Source organism: Bacteroidota bacterium (assembly GCA_016713765.1).
GTDB classification, from domain to species: Bacteria; Bacteroidota; Bacteroidia; order AKYH767-A; family 2013-40CM-41-45; genus Pollutiaquabacter; species Pollutiaquabacter aromativorans.
Genome location: JADJON010000001.1, coordinates 242,767 through 263,916, shown reverse-complemented (window position 1 = coordinate 263,916; position 21,150 = coordinate 242,767). Strand labels below are relative to the sequence as shown.

6 protein-coding genes are annotated in these 21,150 nt (G+C 54.2%); 4 read left to right on the top strand and 2 right to left on the bottom strand.

The features are described from left to right. Positions 1-226: 226 nt before the first annotated feature. The gene (locus tag IPJ96_01160) at positions 227-4,000 is read left to right on the top strand and encodes an IPT/TIG domain-containing protein (protein MBK7908956.1); all 3,774 of its coding nucleotides are present in this window, start codon (positions 227-229) and stop codon (positions 3,998-4,000) included. On the opposite strand, the gene IPJ96_01155 is transcribed toward IPJ96_01160, so the two are convergent. Continuing rightward, on the bottom strand, positions 4,001-4,648 hold the full coding sequence (locus IPJ96_01155; protein ID MBK7908955.1) for a superoxide dismutase: 648 nt from the start codon (positions 4,646-4,648) through the stop codon (positions 4,001-4,003). Positions 4,649-4,956: 308 nt separating this feature from the next. Here IPJ96_01155 and IPJ96_01150 point away from each other — a divergent pair, with 308 nt between their 5' ends. The 3 genes from IPJ96_01150 to IPJ96_01140 all read left to right on the top strand — a co-directional run bounded on the left by IPJ96_01150 (position 4,957) and on the right by IPJ96_01140 (position 20,640). Then, entirely contained in the window at positions 4,957-11,766 is a 6,810-nt protein-coding gene (locus IPJ96_01150; GenBank protein ID MBK7908954.1) for a CotH kinase family protein, read from the top strand. Positions 11,767-12,033: 267 nt separating this feature from the next. Next, positions 12,034-17,961 carry a hypothetical protein gene (locus IPJ96_01145; protein ID MBK7908953.1) on the top strand — a complete coding sequence of 1,976 codons (5,928 nt, stop codon included), beginning with the start codon at positions 12,034-12,036 and terminating at the stop codon, positions 17,959-17,961. Between the two features lie 210 nt (positions 17,962-18,171). Next, positions 18,172-20,640, top strand: coding sequence for a fibronectin type III domain-containing protein (locus IPJ96_01140; GenBank protein MBK7908952.1), 2,469 nt, complete (start codon positions 18,172-18,174; stop codon positions 20,638-20,640). 44 nt (positions 20,641-20,684) lie between these two features. Here the strand turns inward: IPJ96_01140 and IPJ96_01135 are convergent, their stop codons facing one another. Further along, on the bottom strand, positions 20,685-21,098 hold the full coding sequence (locus IPJ96_01135; GenBank protein MBK7908951.1) for a DNA-binding protein: 414 nt from the start codon (positions 21,096-21,098) through the stop codon (positions 20,685-20,687). Positions 21,099-21,150: the final 52 nt, after the last annotated feature.

Genomic DNA, 21,150 nt, shown 5'->3' with positions numbered 1-21,150 from the left:
GCGCCAGAAACGCCCGCACTGTCCGGTATATCACACATAAGAAGGTGCCGGGTCATTGCATCGCCTGCATATTCGGGTTATTTTTGTCACTCTCTGCGACCTGCCTGTCCGATTCCTGAGCAGAACCGACCGGCATTCTTATTCTCAGTTTCTCCATAGGACTGCGCGCATACCGCGTGTAGTCATCCATTCGTCGCAACGGACTGCGCCCGTTATCACCATCACCATGAAAAGAATCATCGTTCTGATTCCTGCATTGTTATTCAGCCTATCCCTGCTGGCACAACGCAACAAAAACATTCCACCAACCGGATCCATAACCTGTAGTGAATTTGCGATCAGTCGCCCACTAAGCGAAATCGCGAAGGAGTTTCCGGTCGATGAAAGTAAGCCCTACGAAAAAGAGGAATCGGAAGATCGCGAGAACAGAAAACCGCAGCGATTCAAGTTCACCGCGGCGGATGGTCCTGAGTACGGGAACGACCCCGCTACCATCCAAACCAAAATGGGTACGGTAGGCACGCGCGCACCGCTGACCAGCTGGCCTGGACAAACGGCTACGGGCTTTCGTCCCTACGATCCTTCCGGTGCGGCCGGACCATCGCACTATGTGCAGATGATCAACTCGACCACCTTTAAGGTTTACAATAAAACTACCGGTAGCGTCATTTTAACAGCAACGCTGGGAAATCTTTGGTCGCCGGCGACAGGAAACGCCGGCGATCCGATCGTCCTCTACGACAAAGCCGCAGACCGTTGGTTTCTGGCGCAGTTCGGCACGAGTTCGGACAGGAAGATCTACATCGCGATTTCCACGACCGGCGACCCCACCGGAACCTACTACACGTATACGTTCGTTTCACCGGCATTTCCGGACTATCTGAAGTTCGGTGTCTGGGCGGACGGATATTACATGACGTCCAACCAGGCACAAAAGGTATTCGCCTTTGAACGGACCGCCATGTTGGCCGGTAACGCGGCTTCCCGTGCGGTCTATCAGAGCTTCTCTCCGCCACAAGGTTCCGGTTTCTTTTGTCCGCTGCCCGGTGACGCCGCAGATGGTACACTTCCTACGGTTGGCGCACCCTGCCCGATCTTCTCGTACTCCGACAACGGTTGGGGCGCTGGTTTTTCCGATGCCGTGAACATTTATCAGATGTCTGTTGACTGGGTTCCCACCACACCGACTGCCACGATCACGCTGGCGGCGAATGTGGCGACCGCCACCTTCGACGCCTCGTACAATTCCAGTTGGAATGACGTATCGCAACCCGGAACCACACAAAAGCTGGATGGCATCGGCGGCGTTTGCATGTACCGGGCGCAATGGAAGTCCTGGAGCGGTTACAATACCATCGTTCTCAATTGGGCGGTCAACATCAGTGCGACGCAGCGAAGTATCAAGTGGTGTGAATTACGGCAGGACCAATCTACCGGGAGTTGGTCCATGTATCAGGAAGGAATTTACCTTCCTGACGCCGCCACTCGTTGGATGGGCAGTATCGCGATGGACGATAACGGATCCATCGGCATGGGTTATATCAAAACCGACGCTTCGGCCGGAATATATCCCGGACTTTATTATACCGGACGTCGCTCCTGTGATCCGCTGGGAACCCTTCCGATCACCGAATCGCTGGTCATCGCGGGCACCGGATCTCAAACCGGGGTCAATCGTGTGGGTGATTATGCTCAGTTATCGATGGACCCGGATGGGATCACCTTTTGGTATACCGGTGAATACATGGGCGGAACTACCGGCGGATCGGCTGCTCGAACGCACATCTACTCGTTCCAATTGCCAAACTGTTCGAATGCCGCTGCTGTATTCATTGCACAGACAAGTGGCTCTAATCCGATGTGTCCGGGAGCGTCGGCGACTTTCACGGCCACCCCGACGAATGGAGGCAGCGCCCCGGTTTATCAGTGGAAAGTAAATGGCACGAACGTTGGCACCAACAGTACCACGTATTCCACCAGTAGTCTGGTCAACGGTGATGTGGTGACCTGTGTCATGACCTCTAACCAAGCCGGTGTCACCGGCAACCCCGCTACTTCGAATGCGATCACCATGACCGTTAATAGCGTGTCAACTCCGTCGGTTACAATTGCGCAAACGGCCGGCACGAATCCGATCTGCGCCGGTTCTTCGGCGACTTTCACGGCAACGCCGGTCAATGGAGGTACTACGCCATCCTACCAATGGCAGGTGAATGGTTCCAATGTCGGAACGAACAGCGGCAGTTATAGTTCGAGTTCGCTGACCAACGGGCAAACAGTGAGTTGCATCATGACCTCGAACGCACTCTGCGTAACGACTCCGACGGCGAACTCGAATACCCTCACTGTCGCTGTGCAGGCAGTAGGCGATCCGGTAGTGACGATCGCACAAACCGGCGGAACCGCCCCGGCCTGTGCGGGCGCTACACTTACCTACACGGCCACCGTAACCGGCGGCACGCCTACATTTTATCAGTGGAAAGTTGACGGAGCGAATGCGGGCGCCAGCGCCTCGACCTTCTCCAGTGCCGGACTTGGGAATGGGCAGACGGTGAGCTGTACGGTTACCGCGACACCCACTTGTCCCGTCCTGACCTATAAGAATCTCGGTACCGCCACAACGACCAACGCATCAACCAGCAGCCTGGGTGCGGCGTACCCAACCTACTACGGTAACGGCCGACAGCAGTACCTTATCCGGGCGAGCGAATTGACTGCGCTGGGCCTTTCGGCCGGCAATATGGCATCGATCGGATTCACAACCGGTACAACACTGGGTGATCCGGCAACCTTGAACGGGTATACGATCAAGATCGGCACAACGACCGCTACCGCAGCATCTGCTACCTTCCTAGCTCCAACCTTCACCACGGTTTATGGTCCGGTGAATTACACCCCGACCTTAAGCGCCACGAATACGCATGTATTCAACACGCCTTTTACCTGGAACGGAACCTCCAACCTTGTTGTGGACATTTGCTTTTCCAATCAGGTAGTCGGTAATGCCGCCTACGCCACCCGCTATAGTTCTCCGGGCTTCAATGCGAGCGCCTACTATCAGGCCGATGGGGCAGGAGGGGCGGGCGCGTGTACGCAGGCAACCGGCGCAACTTCCACCCGAAGGCCGAACATGGTCATTGCCATGGCCAATCCGACAGCGATGGTGAACTCGAATGTGCTGACGGCAAACATTTCGGCATTGCATTCGATCAGTGGCTTTGCGCCAACAAGCGGGGGTTCGGGCACCAGCGTCGTCATCACCGGAACCGGATTTGTAAATGTGACGTCCGTATTGTTCAACGGAACACCGGCGACAAGTTATACGGTTAACAGCCCGAACCAGATCACGGCCATCGCGCCGGCAGCTACCACCGGCCCGGTAACCGTGTTAACCAGTGCCTGCGGAGCTGTCCATGCTGCCGGTAGTTTCAACTACGGTAGCGGATTAACACTGAATCTTAAGTTATACATCGAAGGATTCTATCTGGGCGGCGGTCAAATGATCGGGGTGTTGTCACCGTCGGTAACCGATACGGTGACGGCGGAGCTTGCATCCGCCTCGCCTCCTTACACTATCCTGCATACCGCTATCGGAACGGTATCTACCGCCGGGAACGCGAGCTTCGTGTTTCCCTCGGCCATACTGGGTAACTCGTACTACTTCGTGGTGAAACAACGGAACACGCTGGAAACCTGGAGCGCGTCGCCCGTCTTGTGCAATGTTTCTCCCATCACCTACGACTTCTCTACTGGTGCTGCAACAGCCTACGGAAGCAACCTTTCCGATTTGAAAGACGGTCGCTACGGCATTTGGAGCGGTGACGTGAATCAGGATGGTTTGATCGAATCCACCGACTATTCCGGGATCGAGAATGCGGTTACAACATTCCTGTACGGATATGTGCCGGAAGACCTGACCGGAGACAATATTGTCGAAGCTTCGGATTACAGTCTGGTGGAGAACAATGCCTTGTTGTTCCTCTTTGCCGTTAGGCCATAATCATCCCAGATTCGCCGCAACCTGATCCCAGTTGATCAGGTTCCACCAGGCACCGACATAGTCGGCTCGCTTGTTCTGGTATTTCAGGTAATAAGCGTGTTCCCAAACATCGATGCCCAATACGGGTTTTCCTTTCGTATCGGATACGTCCATGAGCGGGTTATCCTGATTGGGTGTGGAAGCGATCTGTAGTTTTCCATCCCCATTCACAAGCAGCCAGGCCCAGCCGCTGCCGAAGCGTTTCATCGCCGCTTCGTTGAATTGTTTTTGAAAGTCGGCGAAGCTACCGAATGCCTGGTTGATCGCTTCCGCGACTTTACCCGCAGGAGCGCCGCCGCCATTGGGTTTCATCAATTTCCAAAAGAAGGAATGATTCCAATGTCCGCCGCCATTGTTACGAATCGCTGGAGACAAACCCGAAACCTTGGAGAGGATCTCTTCTAGACTATCCGCGTGCAGTGTTGTTTCCGAAAGCGCCTTGTTCAAATTCGTCACATAAGCCTGATGATGCTTCGTATGATGAATTTCCATGGTCATTTTATCGATGTGCGGTTCGAGGGCATCGTAAGCATAGGGGAGTGGCGGCAGGGTAAATTCCGGGGTGTGCGGAACCAGGTTTTCCGCTGCCCGGGCGGTTGAATTACCCATGATCATACTGGTGCCAAGGCTAGCGAAAGCCGCCATGGACGCGGTTTTCAGGAATTCACGACGGTTGCTGGACATGTTGTTGATAATTTTAATCTCCTTTAAAGGTCCCCATTTTTTGCGAATTTTTAATGAATTTGGAGGAGATGACATGACATTGTCCGTCAGGAGCCCTTTTTCCACCCAGTCTTTGTAATCATTCGTCAAAAAAGCTTAAAAAGGAGGTCATTTCCGTTTAATTTTGTGACTGAGATGAAGATTCTCATTTGCCACTTTGCATCCATAGAAACACACCTCTCTCAACCCCTCACATGCGCTTGACTCTACGCGAAAAGGCTCTTCGTGTTCTCTTGATTATTGCCCTGTCCGTTCCGGCTTTTGCTGAAGCACAGGTGGTTATCAATGAAATCTGTCCTTCCAACAGCACCGGTCTGACGAATGACGATGGTGACAAGGACGATTGGATCGAACTTTACAATAAGAATAATTCGTCGGTCAACCTGAATGGTTATGGCTTGAGCGATGATCCAACCCAGTTGGACAAGTTCATTTTCCCGAGCACGACGATCCCCGCGCACGGTCGCATGGTGATCTTCGCTTCCGATCGCAACAAAACCGAACTCGTTGATCATTGGGAAACGGCTGTGAATGCCAGCACGCAATGGCGTTACGCGGTAGGGTCCAATTCAATCGATACCAACTGGCGTAATCTCGGCTTCAACGAAAGTGCCTGGTCTCAGGGCCAGGGTGGAATCGGCTACGGCGACGGCGACGATCAAACATCGGTTGCGTCCGGTACGCGCTCCGTCATGATGCGGAAGACATTCAATGTGCCGGACACTTCCGACATCGCACGCATCGTGTTTCAGATGGATTACGATGATGGATTTGTGGCCTACCTGAATGGAGTCGAGATCGCACGCGTCAATCTGGGTGTTGCCGGTGTTCGTCCGGCCTGGAACGAACTTGCTCCGGGTACGATGGAGGCGAAGATCTACCAGGGTCTTCAGCCGGATTCCTTCAACCTCGACATGAGTTTTATCCGCACGATCCTGCGGCAGGGTAACAACGTCCTTGCGGTTGAAGTGCACAACCAATCTACCAGCTCGAACGACCTGACCGCTCGTCCTTTCCTTTCTTTCGGTTTGAAGTCGCCGGGCTCGACGTATGGTAGTCTGCCGTCCTGGTTCCGGGTTCCGCCGACCGACTACTACAATGCTGATTTCAAACTGAGCAGAACCGGCGAGACGGTTTACCTGACCGATGGTTCGCGTTCCGTCATTGATCAGCAGGCATACACCAATATCGAGTTGGACAATTCCTGGGGCCGGAGTTCCGATGGTTCGGGCTCCTGGTGCCTTTTTGGTACTCCTACTCCGAATGCGAGTAATTCCGGCTCATCCTGCTATAGTGGTTACGCATCGATCCCGATCTTTTCGCTGTCGCCCGGATTCTATCCAAGCACCCGTTGGCTGAATCTGACGACGACTACACCGGGAGGACAGATCCGCTATACGACCAACGGCGACGACCCCACGACATCTTCTCGCCTGTACAGCTCCTCTGTGCTCATCGACACCACGCAGACCGTTCGCGCAAAAGTGTTTGCTCCCGGGATGTTGCCGAGTCAGACGATCACCAACAGTTATTTCATCGACGAGGATATCGACCTGCCGATCTGGACGATCACGACCGATTATGATAACCTGTGGGATTACAATACCGGCATTTACGTCATGGGCCCCGGTGCGAGCAGTTCGAGTCCCTATTTCGGGGCCAACTTCTGGCAAGACTGGGAAAAGCCTGCAGCCATCGAATATTGGGACAAGGACAAGAACCGTCTCCTGCGATTCAACGCGGACATCGAGATCTACGGTAACTATAGCCGGGCGAAGCCGCAGAAGAGTTTCAACATCAAGTTGAGCGACAAATACGGCACCGGCGAGATCAATCTGCCGATGTACTCCACCAAACCCTGGCTGGATAAGACAGACGATATCGTCTTGCGCAACTCGGGTACCGACTGGAACAAAGTTCACTTCCGCGACGCGTTCATGGAGCGTGGCCTGAAAAACACGTATTCCGGATACCTCGCCGCCGATCCGGTCGTACTCTTTTTGAACGGCGAGTTCTGGGGAGTTTATACCAACCATGAGAACCATGATGGTAACTGGATCGGTAACAACTTCGGCTATAAGTCGGACGAGATCGACTACCTGAAGGAGGATGGCAGCACCATGACGATCAAAGAAGGATCCGACACATCCTTCTGGGCTTTGTATAACTACGCCACAACGCAGAGCCCGTCTACACAGGCCTACTACAACTACATCGATGCGCGCCTGGACCTGAAAGCCTATGCGGACTACTTCATTGCCGAGACGTATTACAACAATGGTGATTGGATCGGTGACTGGACGAACAACATCAAGTTATGGCGGCCGCGGGAGGCAGGAGGCAAATGGCGCTACCTGGTCTATGACCTTGACTTTGGTTGTGGTTTAAGTGGTGCTTCTCCTACCGAAAACCGCCTGGGTATGGCGCTTAACCCCTCGGCCTTCAGTAATTCGTCGAATATGTTCGACGCCATTACGGATAACCCGACGTTCAAGAATTACTTCATCAACCGCTATGCGGATCTGATTAACACGATCTTCCTGGAAGACAGCCTTGATAATATCATTCAGGAATATGAGTCGGAAATGTCGCATGATATGCAGCAACATTTCCAGCAGTGGGGAAGTACGAATTCCGATTGGCAGGACTATATCGACGAAGCAGAAACGTTCATTCGCAGGCGCGCCGCGTACGCCCGCGACCAGATCGAAAGCGAGTTCGGATTGACTTCGCAGGTGACGCTTACCCTGCAAGTGGATCCTCCCGGCGCGGGAAGGATCGAGATCAGTACGATCACGCCCGCCACCTATCCCTGGTCCGGCGTTTATTTCCGCGGCAACAATGTAACGGTGACGGCCATTCCGAATCCTGGCTATACGTTCGATGAATTCTCCTCAACGACGCTTGGTAGTCACAATCACAATCAAAGCGCCAACGCGAACTTCACCAGTTCGCAGACCATAACCGCGCGCTTCAACGGTTCTTCCCGGACTCCCGACCTTGATATTTCGGAGATCAATTTCAATTCGGACTCCGCTTACGATGCGGGCGACTGGGTAGAGATCAAGAACAACGGAAACTACGAGATCGACCTGTCGGGCTGGAGCATTCGCGATGCCCAGGACAACCATCGCTATGTTTTCCCGACCGGTACAACGATCCCTGCAAATGGCTACCTGGTCATTGCAGAGGACATGGAAAAGTTCGATGCCCAGCATCCTTCAGTTGCGAACGTGATCGGACCGACGGGTTTCAACTTCAGCAATTCTGAAGATCAGATCCGCCTCTCAGACTGGCGTGACGACCTTGTCCTTATGCTTTATTATCAGGATGTCGCACCCTGGCCGTCGGGAGCCGACGGTGACGGTTACACTTACGAACGTGCCAACTTCAGCGGAGATCCGAGCGATGATAACAACTGGATCGTCGGTTGTATCGGCGGATCGCCCGGACAGGCATTCGTTCCGCTGAACACCACCGTGAATTTTTCCGGCAGCACCTTGTTGTGTACCGGTCAATCCACGCAACTGACCGTTTCAGCATCCGGTACCGGCAACACATATCAATGGCGGCGCGACGGCGTTATTCTACCCGGAGAAACCAACGCGACCATTACGATCACCGATGCGGGTGAGTATGACGTACTGGTTCAACGCGGTGGCTGCACGGCAGTCTCCGACTCGGTTGTCATAACCCAGCACGACCGTGCCACTGATCCGGTGGTCGCGCCGATCGGCAGTTGTGATCCCGGTACCTTTACGCTGACCGCCACGTCGAATGATTACATCCGTTGGTACGATGCCCCAGGCGGCAACCTGCTGGCCACGGGCAATACTTTTACAACCCCGTTCATCAGCACTACCACGACCTATTACCTGGTTGCCGGCGATACCTGTCCGAGCAATGTGGTCAGCGCCACAGTAGCAATCGGTCAGGCTCCCGCCGCTCCGACCGTAACAGATCAGTTCATCTGTGGTCCCACGACCTTGACGCTGTCGGCTACTGACACTACCGGCGTCATTCGTTGGTATTCGGTTGCGAGTGGAGGTACACCGATCGCCACTACCCCCAGCTTTACAACCGGTCTGATTACCACCGATACGGTATTCTACGCGGAGGCCGGACCTACGTGCCCGAGTGCACGCGTCCCACTGAACATCTCGATTACTACCACCTCTCCACCATCCACGACCAGTTCACAACGTTGTGGTACCGGAACGGTTAACCTGTCCGCTTCGGCAGGGAACCCGATCAGTTGGTATGATGCGCCGACCGGCGGCAACTTGCTCGCAACCGGCTCCATCTTCACCACACCGGTCATCAGCAGTACTACGACCTATTACGCGGAAGCCAATGCCGGCTGTCCCAGTGTACGCGTAGCGGCCGATGCGGAGATCCTTCCGGTGCCTGCGAGTCCTTCGACGCAATCCGACACCATCTGCGGTTCCGGCAGCCTGACACTATCGGCCACGGCAGGAAATACGATCTATTGGTTTGATGTACCGGCAGGAGGCGCCGCGCTCGCTACCGGTGGTAGCTATACGACTCCGGTATTGAACAGTACTACGACTTATTATGTAGAAACGGGAGCCTTTTGTCGCAGTCCGCGTGTGCCGGTCAACGCTGTTGTCCTGGCTGTACCGGTCGCACCGACAACGACCTCCGCGACACAGTGCGGCCCCGGCTCCCTTACATTGACCGCCAGTGCCGCTCAAACGATCCACTGGTATTCCGTACCGGTTGGCGGCGTGGAGTTGGCCACCGGCACCTCATTTACCACCCCGCCGATTGGCGTCACGACGAATTACTATGTAGAGGCCGGCGATTACTGCCGCAGCTCGCGCACGTTGGTCCAGGCAGTGATCAATCCGATTCCGTCTCCTCCGTCGCTTACCGATGCAGGACGCTGTGATCCGGGATCCGTGGTATTGCTTGCCAGTTCACCGGAAGCGATCTATTGGTTCGACCAAGCTGTGGGTGGCACACAGGTCGGAGCCGGAGCGTCCTATAACACGCCTTCACTAAGCGCTACCACCGCCTTTTACGTCGAGACCGGCGACATCTGCCGGAGCGTTCGGGATACCGTATATGCCTTCATTGAAACCACTCCGGCATTACCGGTTGCTACCGGTGACAGCCGTTGCGGACAAGGCGCTGTGACGTTGTCGGCCACTGCGACAGCCGACCTGCATTGGTTTGATGTCCCCTCGAACGGAGCAGAACTGGGTACCGGTTCGAGTTTCACCACTCCTGTACTGACGTCCACAACGACCTTCTACGTCGAAGCGGGAAATACTTGCCGCAGTGCTCGTGTTCCGGTTGTAGCAACGATTCTTACCGCACCGACCACTCCTGTCGCGTCGGATGTAAACAATTGCGGTGACGGAAGCCTCACCCTGACGGCCTCCTCGAATGGAACGATGACCTGGTATGATCAGCCCACAGGCGGCACGGTTGTCGGAACTGGCGGCACCTTCATTACGCCCATGCTGAACACGACAACGGTTTACTACGTCGAAGCAAGTAACGGCACCTGCACCAGTCCGCGCGTTCCTGTTCAGGCGATCATTGAAACGCAACCCGCGGTTCCTGTCATTACGGACGCCATTATCTGCGGCCCGGGATCGGCCATACTTCTTGCGACATCTCCGGTACAGGTAACCTGGTATGATCAGGCCACCGGCGGGACCGCTTTGAGTACCGGCTCATCCTTCCAGACTCCCGTCTTGAGCGCGACTACCACGTACTATGCCGAAGCGGGAGTCGCTTGTCGTAGCAATCGTGTTCCGGCCACCGTGACCATCCTGACTGCAGCGGTAGTTCCGGTAGGACAAGACGCCTCCACCTGCGGCGCGGGAAGTGTTGTGCTGAGTGCAACAAGTACCGACCCGATGAGCTGGTACGATGCAGCCATCGGTGGTAACCTCCTGGGTTCCGGAGCCAGTTATACCACACCTGTCATCACATCCAGCACCACTTATTATGTGGAAGCGACCAATGGCGCCTGTACCAGTACCCGTGTGCCGGTGCAGGCCAATGTGCTGGCGATTCCCGATCCGCCCATTGTAGCGGATATAACACGTTGTGGACCGGGAACGGTTACGCTTACCGCCGTCTCGGGATCTCAGGTGAGCTGGTACAACCAGGCAAGCGGAGGTACGCTGCTGGGTACCGGTAGTACGTTCACAACACCGGTGCTGACGACTACTACCTTGTATTATGCAGAGGCAGGTGTCGATTGCCGCAGTATCCGGGTGGATGTGTCGGCTGTAATTAGTACCATTGCTGCCTTGCCGGTTGTTACCCCGGCTGGTTCTTGTGAGCCGGCTTCGCTCTTGCTGACGGCTTCTTCCAGCGACCCGATCACCTGGTACGATCAGGCATCCGGAGGTTCGGTAGTGGGAACGGGAAGCAGCTTCCAGACGCCATTCCTGAACTCCACGACGACCTATTACGCCGTAGCCGGTGTAAGCTGTCCCAGCACGGCGGTACCTGTTGATGCCAGCATTTACACCCCTACTGTAATCAGCCTCGGTGCTGACACCGTGACTATTCAGAGCGGATCAACGACGGTTCTCGATCCGGGGGCAGGATTTGCAGACTATTCATGGTCTACCACCGAGACAACGCAGACGATCGAAGTCGGCATAACCGGTTGGTATACGGTGCTCGTCACCGATGGCAACGGTTGTGAAGCCACGGACTCGATCTTCGTGAACGTCATAACCGGTATTCTTCCGGTTGGTGGCGGAGTGGAAGCCCTCAGCGTATTCCCCAACCCGGCACACGAACTGTTATTGGTTCGGTGGGAGAAGCGGCAGGCGGGAGAAGTCCTGATCGAACTGTGCGACGGAACCGGTAAATTGATTCGAAAGTTCCGCGAGGAAATGAGTCCGGGATCTCAGCAAGTTCGCTTTGGTATGCAAGACCTTGCCGCCGGATTCTATCTGCTGCGTATATCATCAGATGGTGACCAGCAGACTGTTCCGGTCATACGACAGTAAAGTGTTTACAAAATCGATCCTCAAACGGCCGTGATACTTGTCACGGCCGTTTTTTTGTAGTGAACTTTGCGCCAACCATGCTGTGGAAGCCGGCCCGCTCCGGTCTCTATTATTGCCAATCCTACTGATATGACGCGTCCCTACATCCTCCGGCTTCTGTTATTGCTGCTGAATATTTTCGGCATTACCTCCATTGCAAATGCCCAACCCAAATCCGGGTGAGCAAGCTATGCGGCCTTATGGCAAAAGCTGGATTCACTTGAAGGCTTGGGTCTGACGGAATCCGCCCGGATCGTCACAGAGTCGATCCGAGACAAAGCGCGGCAGGAGAGCCAGTCGGCCGAATTGGTGAAGGCGGTGGTTTACCGGATGAAATTCATCGATTACCGCGAGGAAGACGCATTGGCGAAAAACCTATCGACCATTCAGGAAGAGATCGATGCCGCTGTTTTTCCGGAGCGCCCGCTGTTGTTCAGTATGAAGGCGGAGTTGCTGTGGCGTTACTACCAGGAAAACCGCTATCGCATCCTCGATCGCGGCATCAGTGCACAAGACAGTACGGCAGATCCGGCACAATGGGACGTCGCCCGTTTTGTACGGGAGACCCATGCGGCCTACCAGGCATCCCTGATCAATGCGGCGGATCAGAAGCGTGTTCAGGTCAACAGCTTCGATCCGGTCCTGCTTCCAGGCAACACTGCCGAAGCCCGACGATTCCGGCCGAGTCTCTATGATTTCCTTGCTCACCGAGCGATCGATTTCTATAAACAGGAAGAGAGCGGTCTGACGCGTCCCATACAAAGCTTTTCCATCAACAGCGCATTCTATCTGAATGAAGCGGACCTTTTTCTCAATTTCCTCCTCAAGACGGAAGACACGCTGAGTTTCGATTTTCAAGCTATTCGCCTTTTACAGGACCTGCTGGATTTTCATCAGGACGATACGCATCCGGGTGCATATATCGATCTGGACCTGGAAAGACTCCGGTTTGTTTACGACCGCCTGACCATTGCGAATCGGGACACCTTGTACCTGAAGGCGGTTCAACGTATCGCGGACCGCTACCGCAATTTTCCCGGATCCTCGGACGCGCTTTTCGCGATTGCCGATTGGTATGCGAGTCGTGCTTGCGACCGCAATGAGAGCAACACCGACAGTTGCGCGGCCTATCGAAAGCGGGCATTTGCCTATTGTGAAGAGGGGATCAGTCGATTCCCCTATTCGCAGGGAGGGCTTAACGCGAAGGCCTTACGCGCCCAGCTTCTTGCACCGGATCTCGGGTTGACATTGGAGAAGACCCAATTGCCAGCACGACCGATCCTGAGTTCGTTGAATTACCGCAATGTGGATTCCGTCTGGTATAAGATCGTTCGCCTGGATGATGCATTTTTCGAATCCCTGCAACGCGAGAACGAACGTCAGACCGAAGAAAAACGCCTGCGGCGCTACCTGCGGCAGCCGGTTGTAGAGGAAGGTGTCTGGGTACTTCCTTCGTCTACCGATCTCAACAATCATCGGATCGAGGAGGCATTTCCAGCACTTCAGTTGGGAAGGTATGCAGTGTTACTCGCTACCACCCCTGGCTTCTCGACGGATCGTCAGGCGGTCGTTTACGCCGATTTTCAGGTAAGCCGGATTACGTTACGCATCCGCCGTCCGGATGATGCCGCGCTGGAAATGTTCGTGACCGACGGCGTGAGTGGCCGCGCTCTTCCGGGTGCCAGCGTGCGGTTATTTACCGAGCAATACGATTACCGCAAGCATGTATATACAGAGCATGAAGTGGCAGTCGGAACAACGGGTCCCGACGGCTCCATTGTCATTCCTGGCAGCGATGAAACGTACGCCTCCCGAATCACGATCATAGCCGGGGAGGATAGACTCCATACTGACGGTCAGACGCTGTATCTCCACAAGCAAAGGCGGGAGAAGGCGACTTATAGAAAGGATGTTTTCTTCACGGACCGGTCGCTCTACCGGCCGGGCCAGACCATCTACTTCAAAGCATTGATGATGGACGCGGGAGCGGTCACCTCAGCGATCTTACCAAATCTCCCCGTGACGGTTCGTCTTATCGACCCGAACAATGAAGTAGTTGATTCGGTTTCACTCCGTTCTTCCTCGTTTGGGAGTGTGCATGGGCAGTTTCGTATACCGGTCGGCAGGATGTCCGGCTCGTGGCGACTTCAATCTTCGGAAGGCCAGGGTTTCTGCAGGTTTCAAGTCGAGGAATACAAGCGCCCGACGTTCGAAGTGAAACTGGATCCGACGCGTTCCACAGCCAGGCCCGGAGACCGGCTTGTTATTACCGGATCAGCCAATGCCTATACCGGTGTGGCAATCCAGAATGGTCGTGTGAATTATCGTGTTCATCGGCGGTCACGCTTACCGGTATGGTATTTCGGGCCGAGGAAGATGTTCCCTGCCGGCAATGCGCAGGAGATTGCACATGGCGTTGTAGCAACCGACGATGCCGGAAAGTTCAGGTTCGAATTCGACGCGATTCCCGATGCGCAATTGAAACCGGAAGATCGCCCGGAGTATACCTATAGTATTGAAACGGATGTCACCGACATCAATGGAGAAACCCGGTCCGCTCAGCGTGAGGTACCCGTCGCCTATGTTCCGCTTCGGGTGGTGTTGAATCTGCCCGAGCGAATCGCCAAAGACGATGCGGCAAGTTACCCGGTTATAACAACCAATCTGGATGAACAACGCGTCAATGCCAATGCGGTTGTCCGGGTATGGCAACTGCGCGATCCACAAGGTACCCTGCGTCCACGCGTATGGCCCGCACCCGATCAATACGCTTTGACGAAACAGGATTTCTCACAACGATTTCCGTTGGATGTCTACGACAACCGCGTCGAACCGGAATCCTGGGAGCAACAACGGCAGGTAGTGGAAAGGACCTTTGACACCAGCCTGGACACGATCCTTGATCTGAGACAATTGAAAGATCTACCGGTTGGATGGTACCGACTGGAATGTGTGGCGATCAATGCTCAGCGACAAGAAGCCAAAGAGGTCCGGCACTTTCTACTCTTCGACCCGGCAGGTGAAGCGGTTCCGACCCCTGAGCTTGCCTGGTTTGATGCAAGTCCGGCGAAGGCGGAGCCGGGATCTTCGGTACGCATCTTGTTCGGCAGCAGATTGCCGGAAGTACATTGGGTATATGAAGTGGAACGTGAAGGAAAGATCGTGACACGAAAGTCCATCGTGACCAACGGCACACAAACATCCATGCTGGAACCTGTCCGGGAACAGGATCGGGGTAATTTCTCGATACATCTGAGTACATCCGTCGGAAACCGTGTCTATTCGTTTCATCATACGGTCGAAGTGCCGCATTCGGATAAGAAGCTCGACATCCAGCTCGAGACTTTTCGCAGCGAATTGGAGCCGGGTAAGCTGGAGCGTTGGAAGATCCGGCTTCGTAACCCGGACCAGTCGCCGGCTAATGCGGAATTGCTTGCCAACTTGTACGACGCATCGCTGGATGCAATCCTGCCTCATTCGTGGCAGACGTCCTTCCATGGCACACGTGCTCAAACGCAATTCGTCCAACCATACTTCTCGGGCCCGATTCAGGGCAACACAGTAGCCACTAAATGGTACGAAATTCCGCCATCAGGCTGGCGCGAATACGACCAGTTGAATTGGTTTGGTTATTCCGGATGGTCACGTCGCTATTTTCTGGATGCGGTTTCCATGGATGCGGTCATGATCCAAACCGCCGTCGCCGGTGAGGCAAAACCCAAGGGAAGCATATCTTCTGAAGTGGCTTTGGGAGACAAAGCGGAGGCGCCGGTGCCTGCCATCCCGAATCAAACCGGATCGACCGAATCCGTTGAACAACCTATTCGAGGAAATTTACAGGAGACCGCATTCTTTTTCCCGGAACTTAAAGCGGACGCGAACGGAGATGTATTGCTCGAGTTCGACAGTCCGGAAGCGCTTACACGATGGAAGTTGATGCTCCTGGGTCACGATCAGGAACTGCGTACAGCTTATCGCGAAGAAAGTGTTGTGACGAAGAAGAACATCATGGTCATGCCCAATCTTCCGCGTTTCTTACGTGCGGGTGACCGTGTTGATCTTCCGGTTAGGGTTGACAATCTTTTTCCGGGCGAATCCAGCCTCAGTATCCAGTTGGAATTATCCTTGCTGGATGCGGCTACGCGGCAACCTGTGGACGACTTCTTTGGCAATACCAAGAGGATACAAACGGTCACGGCGAAAAGCGGCAGCAGCGCTCTAGGGACCTTTTCACTTCAGATACCAGAAAGAATGGAACCGGTTGTGGTGCGGATCGTGGCTACTGCGAACGGCAGCAGCGACGGCGAAGAACACCTCCTGCCGGTGCTTTCGGATCGGATGCTGATCACTGAGGCGAAACCATTTGTGGTCCGGGGGGATTCGACCCGTACGGTACGGTTTGCGGCCATGGAGGAAAACAGGAGCGCCTCCCTGAAACCGGTCGCCTTCACTCTTTCGTACACCCCCGACCCGGTCTGGTTTGCCATCCAGGCTTTACCGTACCTGAAGGAGTATCCTCATGAATGTGCCGAACAATTGTTCTCCCGGTATTTTTCGAACACGGTTTCCGCAGCTATCCTGAAAAGGCGCCCGGGCCTGGAAGCGATTTTCTCACGCTGGCGAAACGCCGAACCGAAGGCACTGCTTTCCCAATTGGAACGAAATCCGGAATTGAAGCAGATCGCATTAGAGGAAACACCCTGGCTGCTCGCAGCACGGGATGAATCCGAACGCAAGCGAAATATCGGTTTGTTATTCGACCTGGACCGGCAACGAAGCGAATCGCAAACTTCGCTGGACCGCTTGCGACAGTCGCAGCATCCGGATGGAAGCTGGTCATGGTTCAAAGGTATGCCGGGAGACGAGTACATCACGCGCTATATTGTCGAAGGCATGGGCCGGATGAGCAGGATGGGCGTACTCGACCTAACCCTGAACCGGGATGCACAGCAGATGACACAACAGGCTTTACGGTTTCTGGATGATTGGTTTATGGCACATTGTCGTGAACAGGAGAAACTAGCAGGGCATGATACACTGCCCGCCGCGATTGAAGATCTGCATTATCTGTTCGTGCGATCCTGCTTTGTTCAGGAAGCGGGGAAAGAACTGCAATCCAAACTGGATTACTGCTATAAGCGGGCTCAGATACGTTGGAGCCGTTTGCCCCTGCTCAGCCAGTCGATGTTGCTGCGCGTTGCCGTCAGACGAGGTGACGAGGCTTTACGTAAGGCCATGGTGGAATCGCTGCTGGAACGATCACTGACCAATCCCGAAGAGGGGCGATGGTGGAAGCAGGATGTGCCGGCTTATTACTGGTGGTCGGCGCCTGTTGAAACACAAGCGAATCTGATCGAAGCGCTGGATGAAGCGAAAGCGGGCGCAAGCGTTGTGGACGATCTGAAGACCTGGCTGCTTCGCCAAAAGCAAACACAAGACTGGAAGACGACGCGAGCAACTGTTCAAGCCTGTTTCGCTTTGCTGAATAGTGGTACCGATTGGCTTGAGCACAAGAATACCGCTGTTCTTCGACTGGGAGAACAAATGCTGGATATTACCTCCGATGCCGAAACAGGAACCGGAACGATTGAACGAAGCTGGGCGGGTGACGCCATTCAGTCAGCGTTTTCCCGACTTGAAATCCGTCCGCAATCGGGTAATTCCATTTCCTGGGGCGCACTCTACTGGCAGTATACCGAACGAATGGATATGGTCCGTAGTACGGCGGCACCCTTTAGCATTACCAAAGCCGTGTTTGTTGAACGGACCGGAAATAGCGGACCGGTACTGGAATCACTCGCCGACTCAACCCAAGTCTTGCAAGGCGACAGGATCGTGATCCGGATGACCTTGCAGGTTGACCGCGACATGGACTACGTTCACCTTACGGATCCGCGCGTGGGCGGACTTGAGCCGGAGCAGGTACTATCCGAAACCAGATGGCAATCCGGCACCTGTTGGTATCAGAGTACCCGTGATGCAGCAACTCACTTTTTCTTTCCGAGACTCCAGAAAGGTACTTACGTGATCAGTTATCCACTGCGTGCGTTTCAATCAGGATCTTATACCTGCGGTCCCGCACAATTGCAATGCTTGTATGCGCCTGAGTTCTCGGCGCACTCTGCAGGATCGCGTATTAGCATATCAAAAGAGTAGTCGGCTTTGCACGGTTCCCATAGGCCTTGACAGCTTGATGGGAACCGCCATTGCCCGAATCTGACGTCGTCTACCAACTGTTTTCATCTTTTCGCCAAAGAGACGGGCAATAAGCCTGATTTTCAGCGATTAGAAAGTTTTTTTGACCGTTACACTTCGTTAACTTGTGATACCCGTACGAGACGGGCTAATCATCCTGCGAACATGATTATGAAACACACAATCAGACGAAAATTTGCAGCAGCATTTACGCTGTTGCTCGCATTTGCAGCGACGAATGCATGGGGTCAATGCCTGGTTCCATCCGGACTCAGCACGACCAATATCACTAACACCAGCGCAAAGCTGAATTGGGCGACAACAACGGCGGATAGTTTTCTTGTCCGCTACAACGTGTCCGGTTCAACCGCATACTTATATAAGACGGTCAAGCCGGGCACCAGTACGAACACGACCATCACCGGCTTGTATCCGAACCTGACGTATCAGTGGCAGGTTCGTACCTGGTGTAACAACGGTTCATCAGGTGCTTACCAAACTACTCCGGCATCCTTCACGACACTGAATCAGTCGGTAGCCTGTGTTCCGCCGAACCTGAATGTCACGTCCAACATCACCGCCAATGGCGCGACCCTGACTTGGAGCAATCTGATCACAGCTGACAGCTTCATGGTTCGCTACAATGTTCGCAACACAACGAATTATGTATGGGTCAAGACACCGGGCAGCGTGCGGACCCTGACACTTACGGGATTACTTCCGAATACATCCTACGACTGGGCTGTCCGTTGCATCTGTGCAAGCGCGCCGTCGCAGGCATATAGTTCCACCAATACCTTCACCACGCTTTCTTCCAGCTGCGGAACGGCTGATGTCGCCTACTTCTCCTCAACACTCATCACGCACAATAGCGCAACGGTTGGTTGGCGATCGGTATCCGGCGCGTTGAGTTATAATGTACGGTATGCGGTTCGCTACTCCGGAAACTGGACGACCGTCACGACTACGACGAATTCACGCGCACTGAGCGGATTGCAGCCCACCACCTGGTATGAATTCCAGGTACAAACTGTTTGTTCCTCCGGGGCGGGAAACTGGTCTTCCTCCGGAATCTTCCAAACCACGACCGCAACACTTTCCATTTCGCGCGGACCGTATCTGCAGCAGGCGAATACCAGCAGCATTTTCATTCGCTGGCGGACCAATATCGCGAGCGATACACGGGTGCGTTATGGAACCAGCTCCTCCAGCCTCAACCTTTCGGTATCCAATTCGACGCAGTTGACGGAGCACGTCATTCAACTGACGGGCCTGGCGCCAAATACCAAGTACTTCTATTCTGTCGGCACCTCCACGACAACCCTTCAGGGCGATACCGGCAACTATTTCTATACCCATCCGGCCGTTGGATCTACCGGAGCTGTGCGGATTTGGGCGACCGGCGATTTCGGCGTCAACACCTCTAACCAACGTGCAGTCCGCGATTCCTACCGGAACTATACGGGTTCTACGCATACCAATGTATGGTTGTGGTTGGGAGACAACGCCTATAACGACGGTACGGATTCGGAATATCAGACGAATGTGTTCAACCAATATCCCTATCAGTTCAAGAAGTGGGTCGTATGGCCTTCGTCCGGTAACCACGATCTGCATACGGCGAATTCCGCATTGCAAACCGGCCCCTATTACGACAACTTCACCATGCCCAAAGCAGGCGAAGTGGGAGGCGTGGCCAGTGGTACGGAAGCGTATTATTCCTTCAATTACGCGAACATTCACTTCGTTTGTCTGGAGTCCTACAGTTCAGCCTATCGTTCTTCGACTGGTGCTATGGCAACTTGGCTGACCAATGATCTGAGCGCGAACACACAACGTTGGACCATCGTCTATTTCCACCATCCTCCATATTCCAAAGGGTCACACAATTCCGATACTGAAACGGAGTTGATCGAGATGCGTCAGAACATCATGCCGATCCTGGAAGCGAAAAAAGTCGATCTCGTTCTCAGCGGACACAGCCACTCCTATGAACGCTCCATGCTGATCCGCGGTCACTTTGGACTCGAGTCTACATTCAACACCAGCACCATGGCCGTCAACAGTGGCAGTGGCATAGCACCGAGTGTTTATACGAAGACTTCGCCAAATTATTACGGTACGGTGTACGCGGTGGTGGGTGTCTCAGGTCAAAAGGGTTCCACGACCTCCGGCTATCCGCACAATGCGATGTATACCTCTTCTGTTACTTATTATGGATCGGCTGTCATCGATGTGGTGGGCAACCAGCTCAACTTCAAATTTCTGACATCGGCCGGTTCGATCTGGGATCAGTTCACGATCCAGAAAACCGGAAGCGTTACCCCCGTTGCTTCGGATCCTTCCCAATTCGTCAACGACTATCCTGCCAGTACCATTTATGACATCGCGCTTTATCCGAATCCTATTCTGGATGATGCTACGGTGGAATTCCGCCTTTCCAAGGACGCCCGTGTTCGCCTGGATATTTTGGATCTGAATGGCCGAATCGTCTATTCAACAGGTAGCGAAGAAGAATTGCCGGCCGGGCATCATCGCCTGCCGCTCAATCTTGCCGACGCAGATCTTCCGAAAGGAATCTACCTCCTGCGCCTCAGCGGGGAAGGGATGGAAGATTCCCGGAGATTCGTTCTTCAGTAATCTAGCAGAAAAAAAGAAAGCCGGCACCAAAGCCGGCTTTCTTTTTAGTGAGTTCGAATGGAATCCAAGGGCTCGATTTTCAACTCCCGGTATCCGGTTTCCTGATCAGTTTCACGAAGGAATGCGACATCTTCCATGGCGAGGATCACCACTTCTGCGGTGGTGCGGACGATCGAACCTTCCTGTAAGTGACCTCCGAACGCTTTTCCATCCGCGTCCGCTACTGTCAGGTGAAAATGGGAACCGTAGACGGAAAAGGTGCCGACCAATGAGGTTATTTCCAATGGACCCGGAACATGATCGGTTCCGGATCGGGATGCGAATCGGAGCGCGGCAACAGTCAGGCTGCCGACGCAGGTCACGATGGCTGCTGCGGATAATTGGCTGGAAGCTGCAAATGCTTCCAATTCGTGCCGCAAGTCTTGTCCAGGGCGGAGCCGGATACAATGAGTTTTCATAGTCGATAGCTTGTAGAAAGATAAGGATACCGCTCGGGATACCGTTCGGAGG

What these genes read in the sequence shown, in the direction of transcription:
- IPJ96_01160 (MBK7908956.1), top strand. Translation starts at nt 227, where the DNA reads ATGAAAAGAATCATCGTTCTGATTCCTGCATTGTTATTCAGCCTATCC.
- IPJ96_01155 (MBK7908955.1), bottom strand. Translation starts at nt 4,648, where the DNA reads ATGGGTAATTCAACCGCCCGGGCAGCGGAAAACCTGGTTCCGCACACC.
- IPJ96_01150 (MBK7908954.1), top strand. Translation starts at nt 4,957, where the DNA reads ATGCGCTTGACTCTACGCGAAAAGGCTCTTCGTGTTCTCTTGATTATT.
- IPJ96_01140 (MBK7908952.1), top strand. Translation starts at nt 18,172, where the DNA reads ATGAAACACACAATCAGACGAAAATTTGCAGCAGCATTTACGCTGTTG.
- IPJ96_01135 (MBK7908951.1), bottom strand. Translation starts at nt 21,098, where the DNA reads ATGAAAACTCATTGTATCCGGCTCCGCCCTGGACAAGACTTGCGGCAC.